The 14,474-nt window shown below is 71.6% G+C and carries 15 protein-coding genes; 6 read left to right on the top strand and 9 right to left on the bottom strand.

Translation table 11 applies throughout. The annotated features are described in order from the left end of the window. Positions 1–168 precede the first annotated feature (168 nt). Positions 169–2,712 (bottom strand): DEAD/DEAH box helicase, encoded by a 2,544-nt coding sequence (locus J5X07_RS00665; protein ID WP_341769355.1) that lies wholly within the window; start codon positions 2,710–2,712, stop codon positions 169–171. 794 nt (positions 2,713–3,506) lie between these two features. Between J5X07_RS00665 and J5X07_RS13200 the strand changes: the two genes are divergently transcribed. The 3 genes from J5X07_RS13200 to J5X07_RS00655 all read left to right on the top strand — a co-directional run bounded on the left by J5X07_RS13200 (position 3,507) and on the right by J5X07_RS00655 (position 4,559). Continuing rightward, entirely contained in the window at positions 3,507–3,635 is a 129-nt protein-coding gene (locus J5X07_RS13200; RefSeq protein WP_279595965.1) for a hypothetical protein, read from the top strand. 114 nt (positions 3,636–3,749) lie between these two features. Further along, positions 3,750–4,262: a hypothetical protein gene (locus J5X07_RS00660; protein ID WP_208478332.1), complete on the top strand. Its 513-nt coding sequence runs from the start codon at positions 3,750–3,752 to the stop codon at positions 4,260–4,262. 90 nt (positions 4,263–4,352) lie between these two features. Further along, positions 4,353–4,559 (top strand): hypothetical protein, encoded by a 207-nt coding sequence (locus J5X07_RS00655; protein ID WP_208478331.1) that lies wholly within the window; start codon positions 4,353–4,355, stop codon positions 4,557–4,559. A 251-nt stretch (positions 4,560–4,810) separates the two neighbouring features. Here J5X07_RS00655 and J5X07_RS00650 read toward each other — a convergent pair whose 3' ends face one another. From J5X07_RS00650 to J5X07_RS00635, 4 genes are all read right to left on the bottom strand, one after another. Then, positions 4,811–5,650 (bottom strand): hypothetical protein, encoded by an 840-nt coding sequence (locus tag J5X07_RS00650; RefSeq protein ID WP_208478330.1) that lies wholly within the window; start codon positions 5,648–5,650, stop codon positions 4,811–4,813. Positions 5,651–5,661: 11 nt separating this feature from the next. Further along, on the bottom strand, positions 5,662–5,847 hold the full coding sequence (locus J5X07_RS00645) for a hypothetical protein (RefSeq protein ID WP_208478329.1): 186 nt from the start codon (positions 5,845–5,847) through the stop codon (positions 5,662–5,664). Positions 5,848–6,316: 469 nt separating this feature from the next. Further along, complete coding sequence (locus tag J5X07_RS00640) at positions 6,317–7,345, bottom strand: metallophosphoesterase (RefSeq protein WP_208478328.1); 1,029 nt, start codon at positions 7,343–7,345, stop codon at positions 6,317–6,319. A 10-nt stretch (positions 7,346–7,355) separates the two neighbouring features. After that, positions 7,356–9,476 (bottom strand): transglycosylase domain-containing protein, encoded by a 2,121-nt coding sequence (locus J5X07_RS00635; RefSeq protein WP_124934204.1) that lies wholly within the window; start codon positions 9,474–9,476, stop codon positions 7,356–7,358. A gap of 356 nt (positions 9,477–9,832) precedes the next feature. Here J5X07_RS00635 and J5X07_RS00630 point away from each other — a divergent pair, with 356 nt between their 5' ends. Together J5X07_RS00630 and sp36 are read left to right on the top strand one after the other, a co-directional pair. Then, complete coding sequence (locus J5X07_RS00630; RefSeq protein WP_124934205.1) at positions 9,833–10,168, top strand: WhiB family transcriptional regulator; 336 nt, start codon at positions 9,833–9,835, stop codon at positions 10,166–10,168. A 119-nt stretch (positions 10,169–10,287) separates the two neighbouring features. After that, positions 10,288–10,452, top strand: a complete 165-nt coding sequence (sp36, locus tag J5X07_RS00625; protein ID WP_124934206.1) for a Sp36 family protein — start codon at positions 10,288–10,290, stop codon at positions 10,450–10,452. Between the two features lie 216 nt (positions 10,453–10,668). Here the strand turns inward: sp36 and J5X07_RS00620 are convergent, their stop codons facing one another. Further along, the gene (locus J5X07_RS00620) at positions 10,669–11,346 is read right to left on the bottom strand and encodes a Crp/Fnr family transcriptional regulator (RefSeq protein ID WP_124934207.1); all 678 of its coding nucleotides are present in this window, start codon (positions 11,344–11,346) and stop codon (positions 10,669–10,671) included. Positions 11,347–11,748: 402 nt separating this feature from the next. Here J5X07_RS00620 and nth point away from each other — a divergent pair, with 402 nt between their 5' ends. Continuing rightward, positions 11,749–12,384 carry an endonuclease III gene (nth, locus tag J5X07_RS00615; protein WP_208478395.1) on the top strand — a complete coding sequence of 212 codons (636 nt, stop codon included), beginning with the start codon at positions 11,749–11,751 and terminating at the stop codon, positions 12,382–12,384. 25 nt (positions 12,385–12,409) lie between these two features. On the opposite strand, the gene J5X07_RS00610 is transcribed toward nth, so the two are convergent. The 3 genes from J5X07_RS00610 to J5X07_RS00600 form a co-directional block, all read right to left on the bottom strand. Next, positions 12,410–13,315 (bottom strand): alpha/beta fold hydrolase, encoded by a 906-nt coding sequence (locus J5X07_RS00610; RefSeq protein ID WP_124934208.1) that lies wholly within the window; start codon positions 13,313–13,315, stop codon positions 12,410–12,412. Positions 13,316–13,418: 103 nt separating this feature from the next. After that, on the bottom strand, positions 13,419–13,742 hold the full coding sequence (locus J5X07_RS00605; RefSeq protein WP_208478327.1) for a branched-chain amino acid transporter permease: 324 nt from the start codon (positions 13,740–13,742) through the stop codon (positions 13,419–13,421). Next, on the bottom strand, positions 13,736–14,452 hold the full coding sequence (locus J5X07_RS00600; RefSeq protein ID WP_208478326.1) for an AzlC family ABC transporter permease: 717 nt from the start codon (positions 14,450–14,452) through the stop codon (positions 13,736–13,738). Before J5X07_RS00600 ends, J5X07_RS00605 begins: the two co-directional genes overlap by 7 nt. Between the last annotated feature and the right edge of the window lie 22 nt (positions 14,453–14,474).

The raw sequence follows: 14,474 nt of genomic DNA, 5'->3' as shown, positions 1-14,474 counted from the left end.
GGCCTGGGGCCGGGGTAAGGAGCAGACCGGCGCGGCCGCGCATCCCCCGTTGCACATCTTCACGCCCCGATCCACCCACCGGTCCCGCCCTTTCCGCAGAATCCCGCCAGTGATGAGACCCGGGCCGGGCTGAAGATGTGCAGCACCAGGGGCGACGGCGCTGGGTGGTCACTGAGCGGGCTCCCCGCTCTGCCCGGGCTGGGGCGGCGCCCCGGCTCCGCGGGGGGCGGCGGCCAGCAGGAGGCGCAGGAGGGCCGCCGCCCCGGCCTTGTCCAGGGGCTCGTTGTTGTTGCCGCATTTGGGGGACTGCACGCAGCCGGGGCAGCCCGAGGCGCAGCCGCAATCCTCAATGGCGGCCAGGGTCGCCGCCAGCCACTGCCGCCCCGCCCGGAAGCCCCGCTCGGCGAAGCCCGCACCGCCGGCGTGGCCGTCGTGGATGAACACGGTGGGCTCGCCGGTCTGGGGGTGCGTCTGGGTGGACAGCCCGCCAAGGTCCCACCGGTCGCAGGTGGCCAGGAGGGGCAGCAGGCCGATCGAGGCGTGCTCGGCGGCGTGCAGCGCCCCCGGCAGTGCCGATGGCTCCAGGCCGGCCTCACGGCAGGCCTCCAGGGGGATGGTCCACCACACGGCGGCGGTGGGCAGGACATGCTCGGGCAGGTCCAGGGTGTGGGAGGAGACCACCTCCATCCCCGGCAGGGCCATGCGCGTGTAGCCCGTGACCTGACTGGTGACCTCCACCGAGCCGAAGGACCAGCCCACCCCCGCGCCCCAGTCCTGGTGCTGGCGCTCGGCCAGGATGCGCACGCTGGAGTGGGAGCGGGCCCGCGTGCGGTAGTCCACGGCGGCTCGAGCGCGCACGAGGGCCGCCTCCTCGGTCAGCTCCTCGACGACGAAGACCCTCCCCTGGTGGATGTAGACCGCGCCGGGGTGGACCGTGGACTCCGCCGCCGCCCCGTCGACCGTGCCCACGACGGCGCCGGTGCCGGCCTCGACGACCGCCACCGGCCCCGGACCCTCCCCGCGCAGGGAGGTCAGGTCCTGGGGGCGGCCGGGCAGGTGGGTGTTCCAGAACCAGCCGCTTGGGCGGTGCCGCAGGGCGCCGCGCTGCTCCAGCTCGACCAGCAGGGAGTCGTCCGGCAGGCCGAACAGGGCCAGGTCCTCCTGGCGCAGGGGCGACTCGGAGGCAGCGGAGCACAGGTGCGGGGCCAGCAAATAGGGGTTGGAGGGATCGAAGACCGTGGCCTCCGGGGCGGCCATGACCGCCTCGGGATGGCGCACCAGGTAGGCGTCCAGGGGGTTGTCCGAGGCGATGAGCACGGCCAGGCCGCGGCCCCCGGCGCGCCCCGCCCGGCCCGCCTGCTGGTTGAGTGAGGCGCGCGTGCCGGGCCAGCCCGCGATGAGCACGGCGTCCAGCCCGGCCACGTCGATGCCCATCTCCAGGGCATTGGTGGTGGCCAGGCCGCGCAGGCGCCCGGCGCGCAGCGAGGCCTCCAGGGCGCGGCGCTCCTCGGGCAGGTAGCCGCCCCGGTAGGCGGCCACGGTGTCGGCCAGCTCGGGGAGGGAGCGCCCCAGCACCCTGCGCGCGTGTTCGGCGACCGCCTCGGCGCTGCGCCGGGACCGCACGAAGACCAGGCTGCGCGCCCCTGCGGCCAGCATGTCCACGAGCAGCTCGGAGGCCTCGATGACCGCCGAGCGGCGGGCCGAGGGATCCTCCTCGGGGTTGGGCCCGGGGGCGCCCTCAGGGGAGGGCTCCTGGATCAGCCAGGGGTCGCGCAGCGCGGGCTGCCACAGGGCCAGGGTCCGCTCCCCGGCGGGGGCGCCGTCCTCAGTGACCGCGGTGACGGCCCCGGGCTCCACGCCGATGAGACGGGCCGCGGTCAGGGCCGGCTCGGCTGCTGTCGCGGAGGCGCACAGCACCGTTGGGCCCGGGCCGCGCTGCAGGCGGCGGGCCAGGCGCAGGAGGCGGCGCAGTACCAGGGCGACGTGGGCGCCGAGCACGCCCCGGTAGGCGTGGCACTCATCGACCACCACGTAGCGCAGGCCGCGCAGCAGGCGGGTCCACCGCTCGTGGCCCGGCAGCAGGGAGAAATGGAGGAAGTCGGGGTTGGTCAGCACGATATCGGCGTGCGCGCGCGCCCAGTCCCGCTCGGGCAGGGGAGTGTCCCCGTCGCAGGTGCCGGGGCGCACCGTGCGCAGGGAGCCCGCGGGGATACCGGCCTCGCGCTGGACCGCCTCCAGCTCGGCGACCAGGCGGGACAGCGCGGCATCCTGGTCGGCTGCCAGGGCCTTGGTGGGTGCCAGGTAGAGGGTGGTGGGTCGGTGGGTGCCGAGCCCGGGGCCGGTCGGGCGCGCTCGCGGACCGGGGGAGGACTGCTGTGGGGCGACGGATCGGGCCACGTCCCGGTCCTGGGCGGCGAGGATGTCGGAGACGATCGGCAGCCACGCGGCCAGGGACTTGCCCGAGCCGGTGCCGGTGGCCAGGACCGTGTGGTGCCCGGTGTGGAGGGCCTGGGCGGCGCGGGCCTGGTGGGTCCAGGGGCGCTTGATGCGCTGGCGCTTGTAGGCGGCGATGAGGCGGGGGTCGGCCCAGGCGGGCCAGTCGGCCTGGAGGCCCGGACGGGCCGGGGCGTGCTCCAGGTGGACCAGGCGCCCGTCGCGGCCCCCGATGGAGGTCAGGAGCTCGGCGAGGTCGGGTCGGGGCGCGTGGGGCACCGGCCCAGTGTGCCGCAGGGGTGTGGGGTCCATGAGGCGGCGGATGCGTGTCGGTGGGGCCGGGTGCGGTAGTGCTGATCGGCTCAGCAGAAGGAGGCGGGCTCCATGACCGCTACGTCCCGACCGGGAGGGCAAGAGTCCGGGTTCTCACAGACGACGGGCCTCGCCAGCGCCTCCAGGAGGTCACTGAGAAGCTCTCGCGGCGTTTCAGAAGCCTCGATTGGGCGTGTGACCGGGAGAAGGACTGGAACTATGCCGATGAGGAGTCTGTTCTTCTCTCAGAGTCTCATGCGGTGAGATTCCTCCGCGACGACTGATGGATGGGCCGCGAACTCATGATGATCGAGAGCTCGCACTGCTTCCAGTGCAGGGTAACGAGCCGCTCATGAGACTGGAGTGCAACCGCCACCCTCGATCGGGAACCCCGAGTGCGCACCTTCATATCCACGACCATCGTGATGCCTGGACTGACGCCATGACCCGGGATGATGCCGACAGTCCGCGTCGGATGGTTGTGCACAGGGAGGAGGGTCGTGTCCCGCAGCTCTCCGACCTGCATATCCCGGCTGGTGGCCCGAGGCTCCGCCCTGCATTGGAGGAATTCCTCCAGATGCTCATCTGTGATCTTGGTATCGCCCATGGTGAGGATGCGCTCGATATCCTCCAGGACCAGCGGGCTCAATGGCGTGAGGGGCAGGCACGCTCCATGGTCTCCTCAATGGAGGAGATCGCCGCGGATACGCTGCGGGCATCCGGACGGACGGTCACGCCACCAACAGGGCATGAGGCTCGCGATGGGCCTCCGCACTGGCTCAGCCGCTACTGACCTGGCCCGGAAAAATAGTTTCGGCCTCTCGCCGACGAAGCTGCGCCAGGCCTTCGCGGCCGTCTACCGGGGCTTCGGCCCTGCGGGGTCGGCCTGAAGCGGCTTGTGCACCGCTGGAGCTGTGGCCATGGGCTGAACTACCCATGCTGCGCTGCGTTGACAGGTCGAAATGCCCACTCCACCTGCCGAATCCATGTCTATACTGCGCACCATGACTTTCCTTAGCGGCCCCGCTCCCGACCCCGCACATTTCGATCCCAACCTGCCGCCGGGATCCCAGGTCCATCAGCCACCGGTCCCGGATTCACAACCAGTGGTATTCATCCAGCAGTCAGCGCCGATCATCGAGGCTCCCGGCCAGCGGGTGCTGCCCTCGGAGATCACTGAGAGGATCGCCATCGATGTGGGGCTGCTGCTTCTGGGCGCCGTGGCGGGGGCGGCCTGCTTCTACGCTCTCACCAGGTCCTTCGCGGAGCCCCAGTTCTACCTGATCTTCGCCTGCCTGGGGGCCGGCTTCCCCTTCGGCTGGCGGGCGCTGCGCTTTTTCCGGCCTTTCTCCACCCTCCATACGGCATGGGGGTCGAATCTTGTCCTGGTGCTTTTCATCTGGCTCATTCCGATCTTCCTCTTCATCCTCAAGGTCTATGCCGCGCTGATCGTCGGACTGCCAGCACTGGTGTTCGTCGTGATCAGGCATATCTGGCGCGTGGCCCTGGCTCGTTGAGCCCTCGGGCCCGCGCGTCGTAGGGGCGGGACCGTCGGGCCACCATGTTGGGGCCGTCCTGACTCGGTAGGGAAGTGCAGCCGAGGAGGTATGGCGATCAGTGCCCCCGCTGGACACGCTGCTGCTGCGCCTGGCGCGACGACGATCAAGGTGCAGGCCAGTACCGGGGATGGCGCGCGAGCCTTGGCTGAGCGTGAGCTGCGCTTCGTCGACCTCAAGGTTGCGATGGCTGCGAACCCATTGGATGAGTCCTACCGCGCCGAGCTCGCGGACTGGGAGTCGCAGGCGTGGAGTTGAGCGCCCTGGCGGCCTACCCCGCGGACCGGTGGGATAGGGAGGGCTGCGCCCGACCGGCCATCGGAGGTGGGCGGGCCGGGCGGCGCCCAGCACTGGTCGTCCCAAGGCCGGCTACCACGAGGCGGTGACCGCCCTGGTCATCACCGTCCCGGCCACCTCCGTGGATCGCAGGTGGCCGGGTGACATGCGGATCCCTGGTGGTGTTGACCGGGGCGAGGTGGCCGGCGTCCGTGACGGTTGAAGACGTGGTCTCAGATCTTGGTGTCCTCGTCGTCGCGCGTGTCCAGGAAGACGCCCTTGCCGCTGACCAGGAGGGCGACGGGCTCGTTCGTGAACCGGCGGACGGAGTCGATGCCATCGACGAACGGCTTGATCTGCGCCTCCTTGTGCTCGGCGAAGCGCTGAACAGTTCTGATCCGGGAGGCCTCATCGCTGCGGTCCAGCCGTCGGCCCACTTCGATGAGTGCCTCATCTGCGGGGCCTCGCGATAGAATCGGTGCCTTTCCGGTAGCGCTCCCGATCTTCGTGCTCGCCTTGGCGGCGCCTCGTCTGAGGTGCGCATCAATCGTGCGGGCCTTATTCCTCTCGAGCTCCTCCGAGCACTGCGTGTACAGGTCGCGGTAATAGAAGTCCCGCTCCCTGATGTCCTTCTTCTTCTCCTCCAGGTAGGCAGGGTCGTGAGTGCTGCCCAGGACCGCTTCGAGGAACGTCGCGTGCGTATAGAGCTGAAGGGCGAGGCGGTAACTGGTGAACTCGGGCTCGATCGCCTTCAGCGTCTCCGCCACGCCCCACCCGGTTCTGGCCCGCGCGTGCTTGTCCATCGAGGCGACGATCCGCTTGCGGTAGAGATGGGTATTCCCAACGGCGCGCCTCTTGATCTGCAGGGTCTGGGTCAAGGCTGCTATCCGGTACTCCGTGTTGCCGAGCTCGTGGGCAAGGCCGCGGGTGAGATCGCCCAGCAGATACAGGTCGCCACGTGCCTGAGACTCCTTGTCCTGCTGGAGGAAGGAGAGAATGCTCTCCTGGGTCTGCTCGATCCTGTTGAGCTGTTGGGTGACGGCGGCGAGCGAGAGCGTGACTGCGAGCATCATCGGATTGACTCTCACGGGAAGCAGACGGGCCTGCCCAGAGATTCCAGTGCCCCCAGAATAGTGCCGAGAAAGCCGCTCCTGTCCTTCGCGGCGGCCAGGCTGCCGGAGACGCCCTGCGGGAAGACGACGCGGTAGACGCCCTGCCCTCCGGCTGGTGGGCGCGCGAGCTCCAGGAGTGCGGCCAGGCTGAGGCCCATCGTCGGTAGCTCCTTCGCTGTCAGGCGCAGCATGCGCTTGTGCGTCAGCGCGGTCGCCCGCTTAGGCGGAATAGGCTCCAGGAGCAGGTCCGCATGCTCAGGGGATGGGTCAGTAGCGGCAGTCGGCGGTATGGCGACCTCCTGGTCATGGGATGCGACCGCTTGGGCGCGGCGGTCCGGGGGGTGGCAGTGTTCTACCACGCCAGGCGCCGGTGATGCGCCGGCCTCGGGACTCGTGCGCGCGCCCCCGAGCCGAGCGGGCGGAGGACCACGAACCCGGCCTCGACGACGAGGACCGCGCAGTGGGACTGGTGTGGGACGCCCCTCCTAGGAGGACGGCCACCACTGGCATGCCGCGGACCAGGTCACGCACGAGACGGAGCGAAGTGCCCAGGGGACCGGGCCCGGTGACCCCGAGAGCCTCCGCCCATTGCCCGGCTCCTCGGCACGACCGCTCGGGATCCCGGGCTCAGGCCGGGCGCAGGGTCAGCAGCGCCGCCTGGGGCGGGCAGGCGATGCGCACCGGCGTGAAGGGGCTCGTGCCCAGGCCCGCCGAGACGTGCAGGAACATTCCCGGCTGCCCGGCCGCCGCGCCGTCGTCCGCCATCCCGGCGGGAGCCCGTCCGCTGCCGGGCGCCCCAGCGCCATCGGGCCACCGGGACAGGCCGGAGGCGCGCCCGGTGTCCAGATCGCAGTTGGTCACCAGCGCCCCATAGCCCGGAACGCATAGCTGCCCCCCGTGGGTGTGCCCCGCCAGGGCGAGGTCGACGCCGTCGACCACCATCGCATCCAGCACCCGCCGGTAGGGGGCGTGCAGCAGGCCCAGGCGCAGCGTGCGCTCCGAGGCATCCCGCACCGAGGGCAGCGCCGCGGCCAGGGAGCCGGCCTGCACGGGCTGGGCATCGGGGAACCGATCCCGGTCTGCATGGGGATCATCGACCCCCACCAGCTCGATGCGCCGGCCTCGCACCGCCAGGAAGTCCCGCCTGTTCGTCAGGTCCGCCCACCCGCCGCAGGCCTGCAGGTCGCGCACCTCCTCCCAGGGCAGCGCCTCGATGCGCGCCTCCCGATCGGGATCGTTCGCCGTGCGCGGGTCTCGCAGCAGGTAGCGCGAGGGCAGCTTGAACACCGTGGAGCGGTAGTCGTGGTCCCCCATGACGAAGGCGCCCGGAAGATCCAGGAAGGGCTCCAGCGCGCGGCGCAGCGGCTCCAGGCCCGAGGCCAGGGAGAGGTTGTCGCCGGTGTTGATCACGACGTCGGGGCGCTGCCCCGCCAGGTCGCGGACCCACTCCACCAGCCACTCGGTGCGGTCGGTCAGGTGCAGGTCGGACAGGTGCAGGATGGTCAGGGGCTCCTCCCCGCTCGCCAGGACCGGGACGTCGATCCGGCGCAGCACGGGGCGGCGGGCCTCGATGAGGCTGTAGGCCAGCACGGCCGAGCCCAGGGCGGCAGTCGTACCCAGGGCGCCCAGAGCGGCCCTGGCCAGGGAGCGAGGCATGGCGGCCCGCTCAGTTGCCGCTGCGGCCGCCGCCGCCCGAGCCCGCGGGGGTGAAGCTCTCCACGGGCTCGCCCTCCAGTGCCGGGCCCATGTAGTTCCTCCAGATCGGCACCGCCAGGTGGGAGCCGTAGATCGTGCCGTAGAACTGGCCGCCGATGACCTGGTTGTTCAGCGAGCGGTAGCCGTTGGCGTGCCCCACCCAGGTGGCGGTGGACAGCTGCGGGGTGAAGCCCACGAACCACACATTGTCGTTGTCATCCGTGGTGCCGGTCTTGCCGGCCACAGGCCTCCCGATCTGGGCGTCCTTGGCCGTTCCGCCCGATTGGGTGGTGGAGGTCAGGGTCTGGGCCGTCTGGTCGGCGGCCGCGGGACTCATCACCTCCTTGCAGTCCGCGCTGGGCACGGCCATCTCCGTGCCATTGGTGTCGGTCACCGAGTTGATGGCCACCGGCTTGCAGTACACGCCGTGGGCGGCGAAGGTGGCGAAGGCGTTGGCCATGTTCAGCGGAGGCACCTCCTGGGAGCCCAGCACGATGGAGGGGCGGGGCTCCAGCGGGCTGCCATCATTCTTGGCCACTCCCATGGAAGCCGCGAGGTCCGTCACCTTGCAGATGTCCATCTCGTTGAGCATCTGGGCGTAGCCCACGTTGATGGACTGCTTCGTGGAGTCGGTGACGGTGTGGGTGCCGTCCAGGCTCTTGTCCACGTTCTGCGGCGCCCAGCTGTCGGCCAGCTCGGGGGCGCAGGAGATATTCCAGGAGCCGGCGGGGAAGGTGCGCGGCCGGGTGTTGAGGGACTGGCTGGCGGAGCGGCCCTCCTGGAACCACTGGGCCAGGATGAAGGCCTTGAAGGTCGAGCCGGGCTGGAAGCCGCTGGTCCCGGACTCCGACTCCGCGCCGCCGTGCCTGGCATCGGCGGCCAGGACCACCTCGGTGCCATCGACGCTCTCGACCGCGGCGTACTTCGTGTTCTGCGCCATGGCGATGATCTTGCCGGTGCCCGGCTCCACCGAGACCACCGCGGTGTTGGCCCCCGAGGGGTCCCCGGTGGGCACGACGCTCTCGATGGCCTCCTGGGCCTTGTTCTGCTTGTACAGGTCCAGGGTGGTGGTGATGGTCAGGCCCCCGCGCACCAGCAGCTGGCGGCGCTCGGCGATGTCCTCGCCGTAGAGCTCGGAGCCCAGGATCTCGTTGACCACATAGGTGCAGAAGTAGGCGGCATTGCCCGCGGCGCCACAGCCGGCCTCCTCCTCGGGCTTGACGTTGAGCATGTCGGCGATCTGCGTGGCCACGCCCTCGTCGTACTGCTCCTGGGTGATGAACTTCTCCTCCAGCATCTTGGACAGCACCCAGTCCATCCGGTTCTTGGCGTACTCCGGGTAGGCCACCGGGTCGAAGGCGCTGGGGGCGTTGGTCACCCCCGCCATGAGAGCGGCCTCCGCCACCGTCATCTCCGCGGCGGAGTGGGAGAAGTAGTGCTGGGCGGAGGCCTCCACCCCGTAGGTGGAGGGGCTGAAGGGCGCGATGTTGAGGTAGCCCTCCAGGATCTGCTGCTTGGAGTACTTCTGCTCCAGGGTCAGGGAGTACTTCACCTCGCGCAGCTTGCGGGGGATCGTGCTCTCCGTGGCCGCCTGGATGGCGGCGGGGTCGTCCTCCTGGAGCCCGGCCTCCACCAGCACGTTGCGCACGTACTGCTGGGTGAGGGTCGAGCCCCCCTGACGGCTGTCGGACTGGGTGTTGGAGACCAGGGCCCGCACCATGCCGGTGGGGTCGACGCCCTTGTGCTGGTAGAAGCGCTGGTCCTCCACCGCCACGATCGCGTTCTGCATGTTGATGGAGATCTGGTCCAGGGGCACCACGATCCGGTTCTCCGCGTAGAACTCGGCGATGTCGGTGCCGTCCGCCGCCTTGATGACGGAGACCTCGCTGGGCTCCTGGATGTTGAAGTCGCTGGGCAGCTCCTCGAAGAGCTGGGTGGAGGCGTTGGTCAGGGCGGTGGTGACCCCCACGAAGGGCGCCGCGAAGCCAGCGGAGAGGATGCCCCCGGCCGTGGAGAGCAGGAGGAAGACCAGGAGCATCGAGACGACCTGGGCCGGGCTCAGGGAGCGCCCGCGGGCGGAGGATGTCGACATGCCCCCAGACTACGTGGAATCCCCAGGCGGTGGTGTGGCGAGTCCCTCCCATGGGCTGAGAAGAGCCTAGGAGGAGCGTGGGGTGCGGGGCGGGAAGGCGGTGGCCGCGCGCCGTCGGGCTCGCTGACAGAGAACGGCCGGAGAGGGCTCCCCATGCGGGGAATGCCGGTGGGTGTGGTCGGATGTGCGGGCACGCAGGGTGCATGAGCGCAGGTGCCGCAGGGTCCCAGAGGTGAGATGTCTGATGCATGACAGGAATTCGCCAGGGATTTGGCATGTGACGTTCGGTTGCCATACGGTAACGGCTGTGACGCGGCCGACATCGGCACCTGTCGTTCGTCTTAGGGGAGAGACTCATGGCAGCAAACGACCAGACCTGGGCAGCACAGGCCGCTTGCGCGACTGTCCAGCCGGACTACCTCTTCGGGAAGGGCGCCGAGCAGCGCGACGCGCGCTCGGTGTGCTTCGCCTGTCCGGTGCGCATGGAGTGCCTGGCCGAGGCGCTCAACTCGGAGTCGAGCTTCGGCGTCTGGGGCGGGCTGACCGAGCGCGAGCGCCGCGCCCTGCTGCGCCGCTTCCCCGAGGTCGAGGACTGGGGCGTGTGGCTGGAGCGGGAGGACGATGAGCTCGTGGCGGAGATCCACGCCCGCCGGGCCCCCCGCATCCTGGCGCGGGTGCGCTGCGCCTCCTGAGCCCCGGCTCCCGGTTCGGGCGGCGGGCGCCGCTGCGCGGTGTCGGCGGCCGTGCGGAGCGCGTCTCATGCGCCGGGTGCGGGCTTCCGGCCGCGGGCGGGCGACCCTAGGCTGGGGCCATGGCAGCCACGACATGGGAATACGTCACCGTCCCCCTCCTCACCCACGCCACGAAGCAGATCCTCGACCAATGGGGCGCTGAGGGCTGGGAGCTCGTCCAGGTCGTTCCCGGCCCCACCGGCTCGGAGAACCTGGTGGCCTACCTCAAGCGCCCCCTGTCCTGACAGCGCCCCTGAGGAGTGCCCCTCAGGGGCGTCCCGGGGCGGGGCGCCTCCCGCCCCGCCCCAGGGGGACGGCGTGCCGCGGGGCCGCCGTCGCCGGGGTGCGCCGAGCGCGCAGACCGCCCGCCCGACGTCGTGACGATGCCGCATGGGCGCAGGGGCGCCTGCGGCGGGACCCGGGGCGCGGCCCTGGGGCCGGGCCCCTTGGCGCCGGCCCGCTCAGCGGGCCCGGCGGCGCAGGCGGTCGACGTCGAGCAGGGTGACGGCGCGCCCCTCCAGGCGGATCCAGCCGCGGGAGACGAACTCGGCCAGCGACTTGTTCACCGTCTCACGGGAGGCGCCCACCAGCTGGGCGAGCTCCTCCTGGGTGAGGTCGTGGGGCACGTGGACGCCGTCCTCGGTGGGCGAGCCGAAGCGGTCGGCCAGGTCGAGCAGCGCCTTGGCCACGCGGCCCGGGACGTCGGAGAAGACCAGGTCGGCCAGGGCGGTGTTGGTGCGGCGCAGGCGCTGTGCCAGGGCGCGCAGCATGTCCTTGGCCAGCTGGGGGTGGGACTCCACGTAGGCCATGAGCTGGTTGTGGTCCAGGGTGAGCATCTCGGTGGGGGCCACGGCGGTGGCGGTGGTGGAGCGCGGGCCCGGGTCGAACAGGGTCAGCTCGCCGACGATCTCGCCGGGGCCCAGGACGGCCAGCAGGTTCTCCCGGCCGTCGGGGCTGGCGTGGCCCAGCTTGACCTTGCCCGAGAGCAGGATGTAGAGCCGGTCGCCCGGGTCGCCCTCATTGAAAAGAGTCTCGCCACGGCGCAGCGTCGTCTGCGTCATCATGGCGCGCAGTTCCTCCTGCTCCTCCGGGTTCAAGCCCTCGAAGAGCGGGATCCTGGAGATGATGGTGTCTTCCACGGAGGTCCTCCTGGTGTTCTGGTAGGGCTGGCGTCCCGCGTGCGGGAGCCCTCAACGTCTATCCTGCCACGGTCTTGTGACCCAAGGCACGCCGTCGTGCATTGTAACCCTCCTGTGTCGCGTGTCAAAGGCTCGAAGGGCTTGTTATCCGACGTGTGATCCCAGAGCATGTCCTCGGTCGACGACGGCCGGGACCAGCCGGTCCCCACTGCCCGCCGAGGCCCGAACCGGGCCGCACGGGCAGGTGGCTGGGGCCGGGTGTGAGCATGCTGCGAGGGAGGCGTTCGGGTGAGCCCCAAGAAGCCGGCGGGCGCCGCCGGGCGCGCAGGTGCCGACGGTGCCGACGGTGCCGTGCCGGTCGTCGAGGCGCTGGCGGAGGCGCCGGCACCCGCGGCCCGCGCCATGAGCGGACCGCAGCGCGCGGCCGCCGTGGACGACGAGCTCGCCCTGCTCCACCCCGACGCCCACTGCGCGCTCATCCACAGCAGCCCCTTCCAGCTGCTCATCGCCACCGTGCTCTCCGCCCAGACGACTGATGCCCGGGTCAACACTGTCACGCCCGCCCTCTTCGCCCGCTACCCCGACGCCGCCGCGCTCGCAGGCGCCCGGCGCGAGGACCTGGAGGAGATCCTGCGCCCCCTGGGCTTCCAGCGCGCCAAGACCGGGCACCTGCTGGGGATCGGCGCGGCGCTGACCGAGCGCTTCGGGGGCGAGGTGCCCCGCTCGCGCGAGGAGCTGGTGGCCCTGCCCGGGGTGGGGCGCAAGACCGCCAATGTGGTGCTGGGCAACGCCTTCGGCGTGCCGGCCATCACCGTGGACACCCATGTGGGGCGGCTCTCGCGGCGCCTGGGGTGGACCACTGCGAAGGACCCGCTGCGCGTGGAGAGGGACATCGCGGCCCTGTGGGAGCCCCAGCGGTGGACCGACGGCTGCCACCGGCTCATCGAGCACGGCCGGGCGGTGTGCACCGCCCGGGCCCCGCGCTGCGGGGAGTGCTCCCTGCTCACCGCGGGGCTCTGCCCGCAGGCGGGCCTCTGACAGGAGCGGCCCGGCACGCGCGCCCCTACCGGGGGCGGGCGTGCTCCTCCAGGAAGGGCAGGAGCGCCGAGACCAGGTCGGCGGGGGCCTCCTCCTGGGGGAAGTGGCCCACGCCCCGGATCGTCACCTGGTGCAGGCGCTCCTTGACCCGGTGGGTGTCGCGCGCGTAGGCCTGGGCGGGCTGGACGGGATCGAGCTCTCCCTGCACCGAGAGCACCGGGACCCCCACTGGCCTGGCCAGGGCGGCGGCCTCGGCCCGGGACAGGCGCGGACGGCGCAGCGGCTCCAGGGCTGAGCGCGCAGCACCGGGGCGCGCCAGGAGGTCGGCGTAGTAGGCGGCGGGCTGGGCCAGGACCTCGCGCGTGTGGGGGCCCGCCCAGGCGCGCAGGAGCCTGTCCAGACTGCCGCGATGGCGCAGGCGCTTCTCCGCGATCCCGGGGATCTGGAGCCCGAGGTACTGCATCGCTGACCCCGAGAGCAGCCGGCCCCGCAGGGAGCGCATGGCCAGCGGGTGGGGCGCCCCCACCGGGACGATGGCCGAGACCAGATGCGGGGCGACCCCCGGCAGCGCCCAGGCCACCTGGCCTCCCAGCCCCGCCCCCACCACGACGGCCCGCTCCCCGCCCAGGGAGCGCACGACCCCCGCGGCGTCGTGCGCCAGTGAGGCCAGGTCGTAGCCCGAGGGCGGGCGGTCCGAGCCGCCGAACCCCCGCAGGTCCAGGGCCACCACCCGGTGCCCCGCCTGGGAGAGCGCCGGGATGACGCTGCGCCAGGTCCACCAGCACTCGGGGAAGCCGTGGATGAGCAGGATCAGGGCAGCTCCGTCGTCCAGGGCCGGTTCCGCGCCCGCCAGGGCGACATGGAACCGGGTCCCCCCGGCGGTCAGATCGCGGTGGGCCCAGGGGCCCGGGCGGTTGGCAGTGACAGGCATCGGCGCAGTCTACCGCCGGCCCTCGGAGGCGGTGGGCGCGGTCCCATCGCCTCCCGCCACCGGCGGCGCGCCTGGGGCGGGAGGTCGCATCGAGCGCCCCGGCTCAGGCCAGCAGGAGGCTGAGAGCCACATAGGCCCCGGTGCCGCCGATGAGCGATAGGGCGATCGAGCCCCGCCACAGGTGCAGGCCCGCCGTCGCCCCAATGCCGCAGACGGCGGGAGCCCAGCTGGCCGGCGCGGCGCTCACCCCGCTCAGGGTGTAGGCCACCAGCACGACCATGACCCCCAGGGGCATGGCGTGGGACAGGAACTCCAGCAAGGGGCTGCGCCGACGGCCGCGCAGCAGCGCGAAGGGCAGGATGCGGCAGGCGAAGGTGATGAGGGCGACGACGGCCACCGCCACGGCGATCTGCGGGTCGCTCAGCATGCCCCCTCCTCAGGCTCCTCCTGCAACCGGTGCCTGGAGCGCAGGGCGAAGAGCCCTACCAGGCCCAGCGCCAGGGCCAGCAGAGCGGTGAGGAGGATCGCCGAGCCGCCCACCGCCAGCCCGGTCGCGCTGGCGACCAGGGCCAGGCAGACGACGGCGGCATCGGGGTGGTGCCGCCAGTTCTCGATGGCCAGCACCACGAACAGGGAGGTCAGGACGAAGCCGAGCAGCTCGACGCGCTCACCCAGCAGGGCCGCCAGCCCCGTGCCCGCCAGCGCCCCCGCCGTCGTGCCCACCACCCAGGAGGCATGGCTGATGGCCTCCACCGACAGCAGGTAGCGCCCGCTCATGACCCGGCGGTCCCTGGCCGCCAGCAGCGCGTAGACCTCGTCGGTGATCGCATGGACGCCGTAGAGCCGCCGCAGCGGGCCGCCGCGCAGCCGCTCCAGGGGGAAGCCCAGGCCGTAGAAGACATGGCGGCCCGAGACGAAGCACGTGGACAGCGCGATCGCGGCCAGCGGCTGCCCCGCCGCCGCCAGGGGGACCAGGAGCATCTGCATGGTGCCCGAGTAGATGAGCAGGCTCCAGATCGGCGCCCACCACCAGGACAGGCCGGCGGCCGCCAGCAGCATGCCCGCTGCCAGCCCCAGGGTGATGTAGCCGATGATGATCGGAACGGCGTCGCGGGCGGCGTCGCCGACGGTGCTCATGCGCATCTCATCGCCCCTCCCG

The sequence above is a fragment of the Actinomyces bowdenii genome (genome assembly GCF_017592395.1).
GTDB lineage: Bacteria > Actinomycetota > Actinomycetes > Actinomycetales > Actinomycetaceae > Actinomyces > Actinomyces bowdenii.
The sequence above is the reverse complement of the archived record's forward strand: the minus strand, read 5'-3'. Positions and strand labels throughout refer to the sequence as shown.

What these genes read in the sequence shown, in the direction of transcription:
- J5X07_RS13200 (WP_279595965.1), top strand. Translation starts at nt 3,507, where the DNA reads ATGGGCCTCCGCACTGGCTCAGCCGCTACTGACCTGGCCCGGAAAAAT.
- J5X07_RS00660 (WP_208478332.1), top strand. Translation starts at nt 3,750, where the DNA reads ATGACTTTCCTTAGCGGCCCCGCTCCCGACCCCGCACATTTCGATCCC.
- J5X07_RS00655 (WP_208478331.1), top strand. Translation starts at nt 4,353, where the DNA reads ATGGCGATCAGTGCCCCCGCTGGACACGCTGCTGCTGCGCCTGGCGCG.
- J5X07_RS00650 (WP_208478330.1), bottom strand. Translation starts at nt 5,650, where the DNA reads ATGATGCTCGCAGTCACGCTCTCGCTCGCCGCCGTCACCCAACAGCTC.
- J5X07_RS00645 (WP_208478329.1), bottom strand. Translation starts at nt 5,847, where the DNA reads ATGGGCCTCAGCCTGGCCGCACTCCTGGAGCTCGCGCGCCCACCAGCC.
- J5X07_RS00640 (WP_208478328.1), bottom strand. Translation starts at nt 7,345, where the DNA reads ATGCCTCGCTCCCTGGCCAGGGCCGCTCTGGGCGCCCTGGGTACGACT.
- J5X07_RS00635 (WP_124934204.1), bottom strand. Translation starts at nt 9,476, where the DNA reads ATGTCGACATCCTCCGCCCGCGGGCGCTCCCTGAGCCCGGCCCAGGTC.
- J5X07_RS00630 (WP_124934205.1), top strand. Translation starts at nt 9,833, where the DNA reads ATGGCAGCAAACGACCAGACCTGGGCAGCACAGGCCGCTTGCGCGACT.
- sp36 (WP_124934206.1), top strand. Translation starts at nt 10,288, where the DNA reads ATGGCAGCCACGACATGGGAATACGTCACCGTCCCCCTCCTCACCCAC.
- nth (WP_208478395.1), top strand. Translation starts at nt 11,749, where the DNA reads ATGAGCGGACCGCAGCGCGCGGCCGCCGTGGACGACGAGCTCGCCCTG.
- J5X07_RS00610 (WP_124934208.1), bottom strand. Translation starts at nt 13,315, where the DNA reads ATGCCTGTCACTGCCAACCGCCCGGGCCCCTGGGCCCACCGCGATCTG.
- J5X07_RS00605 (WP_208478327.1), bottom strand. Translation starts at nt 13,742, where the DNA reads ATGCTGAGCGACCCGCAGATCGCCGTGGCGGTGGCCGTCGTCGCCCTC.
- J5X07_RS00600 (WP_208478326.1), bottom strand. Translation starts at nt 14,452, where the DNA reads ATGAGCACCGTCGGCGACGCCGCCCGCGACGCCGTTCCGATCATCATC.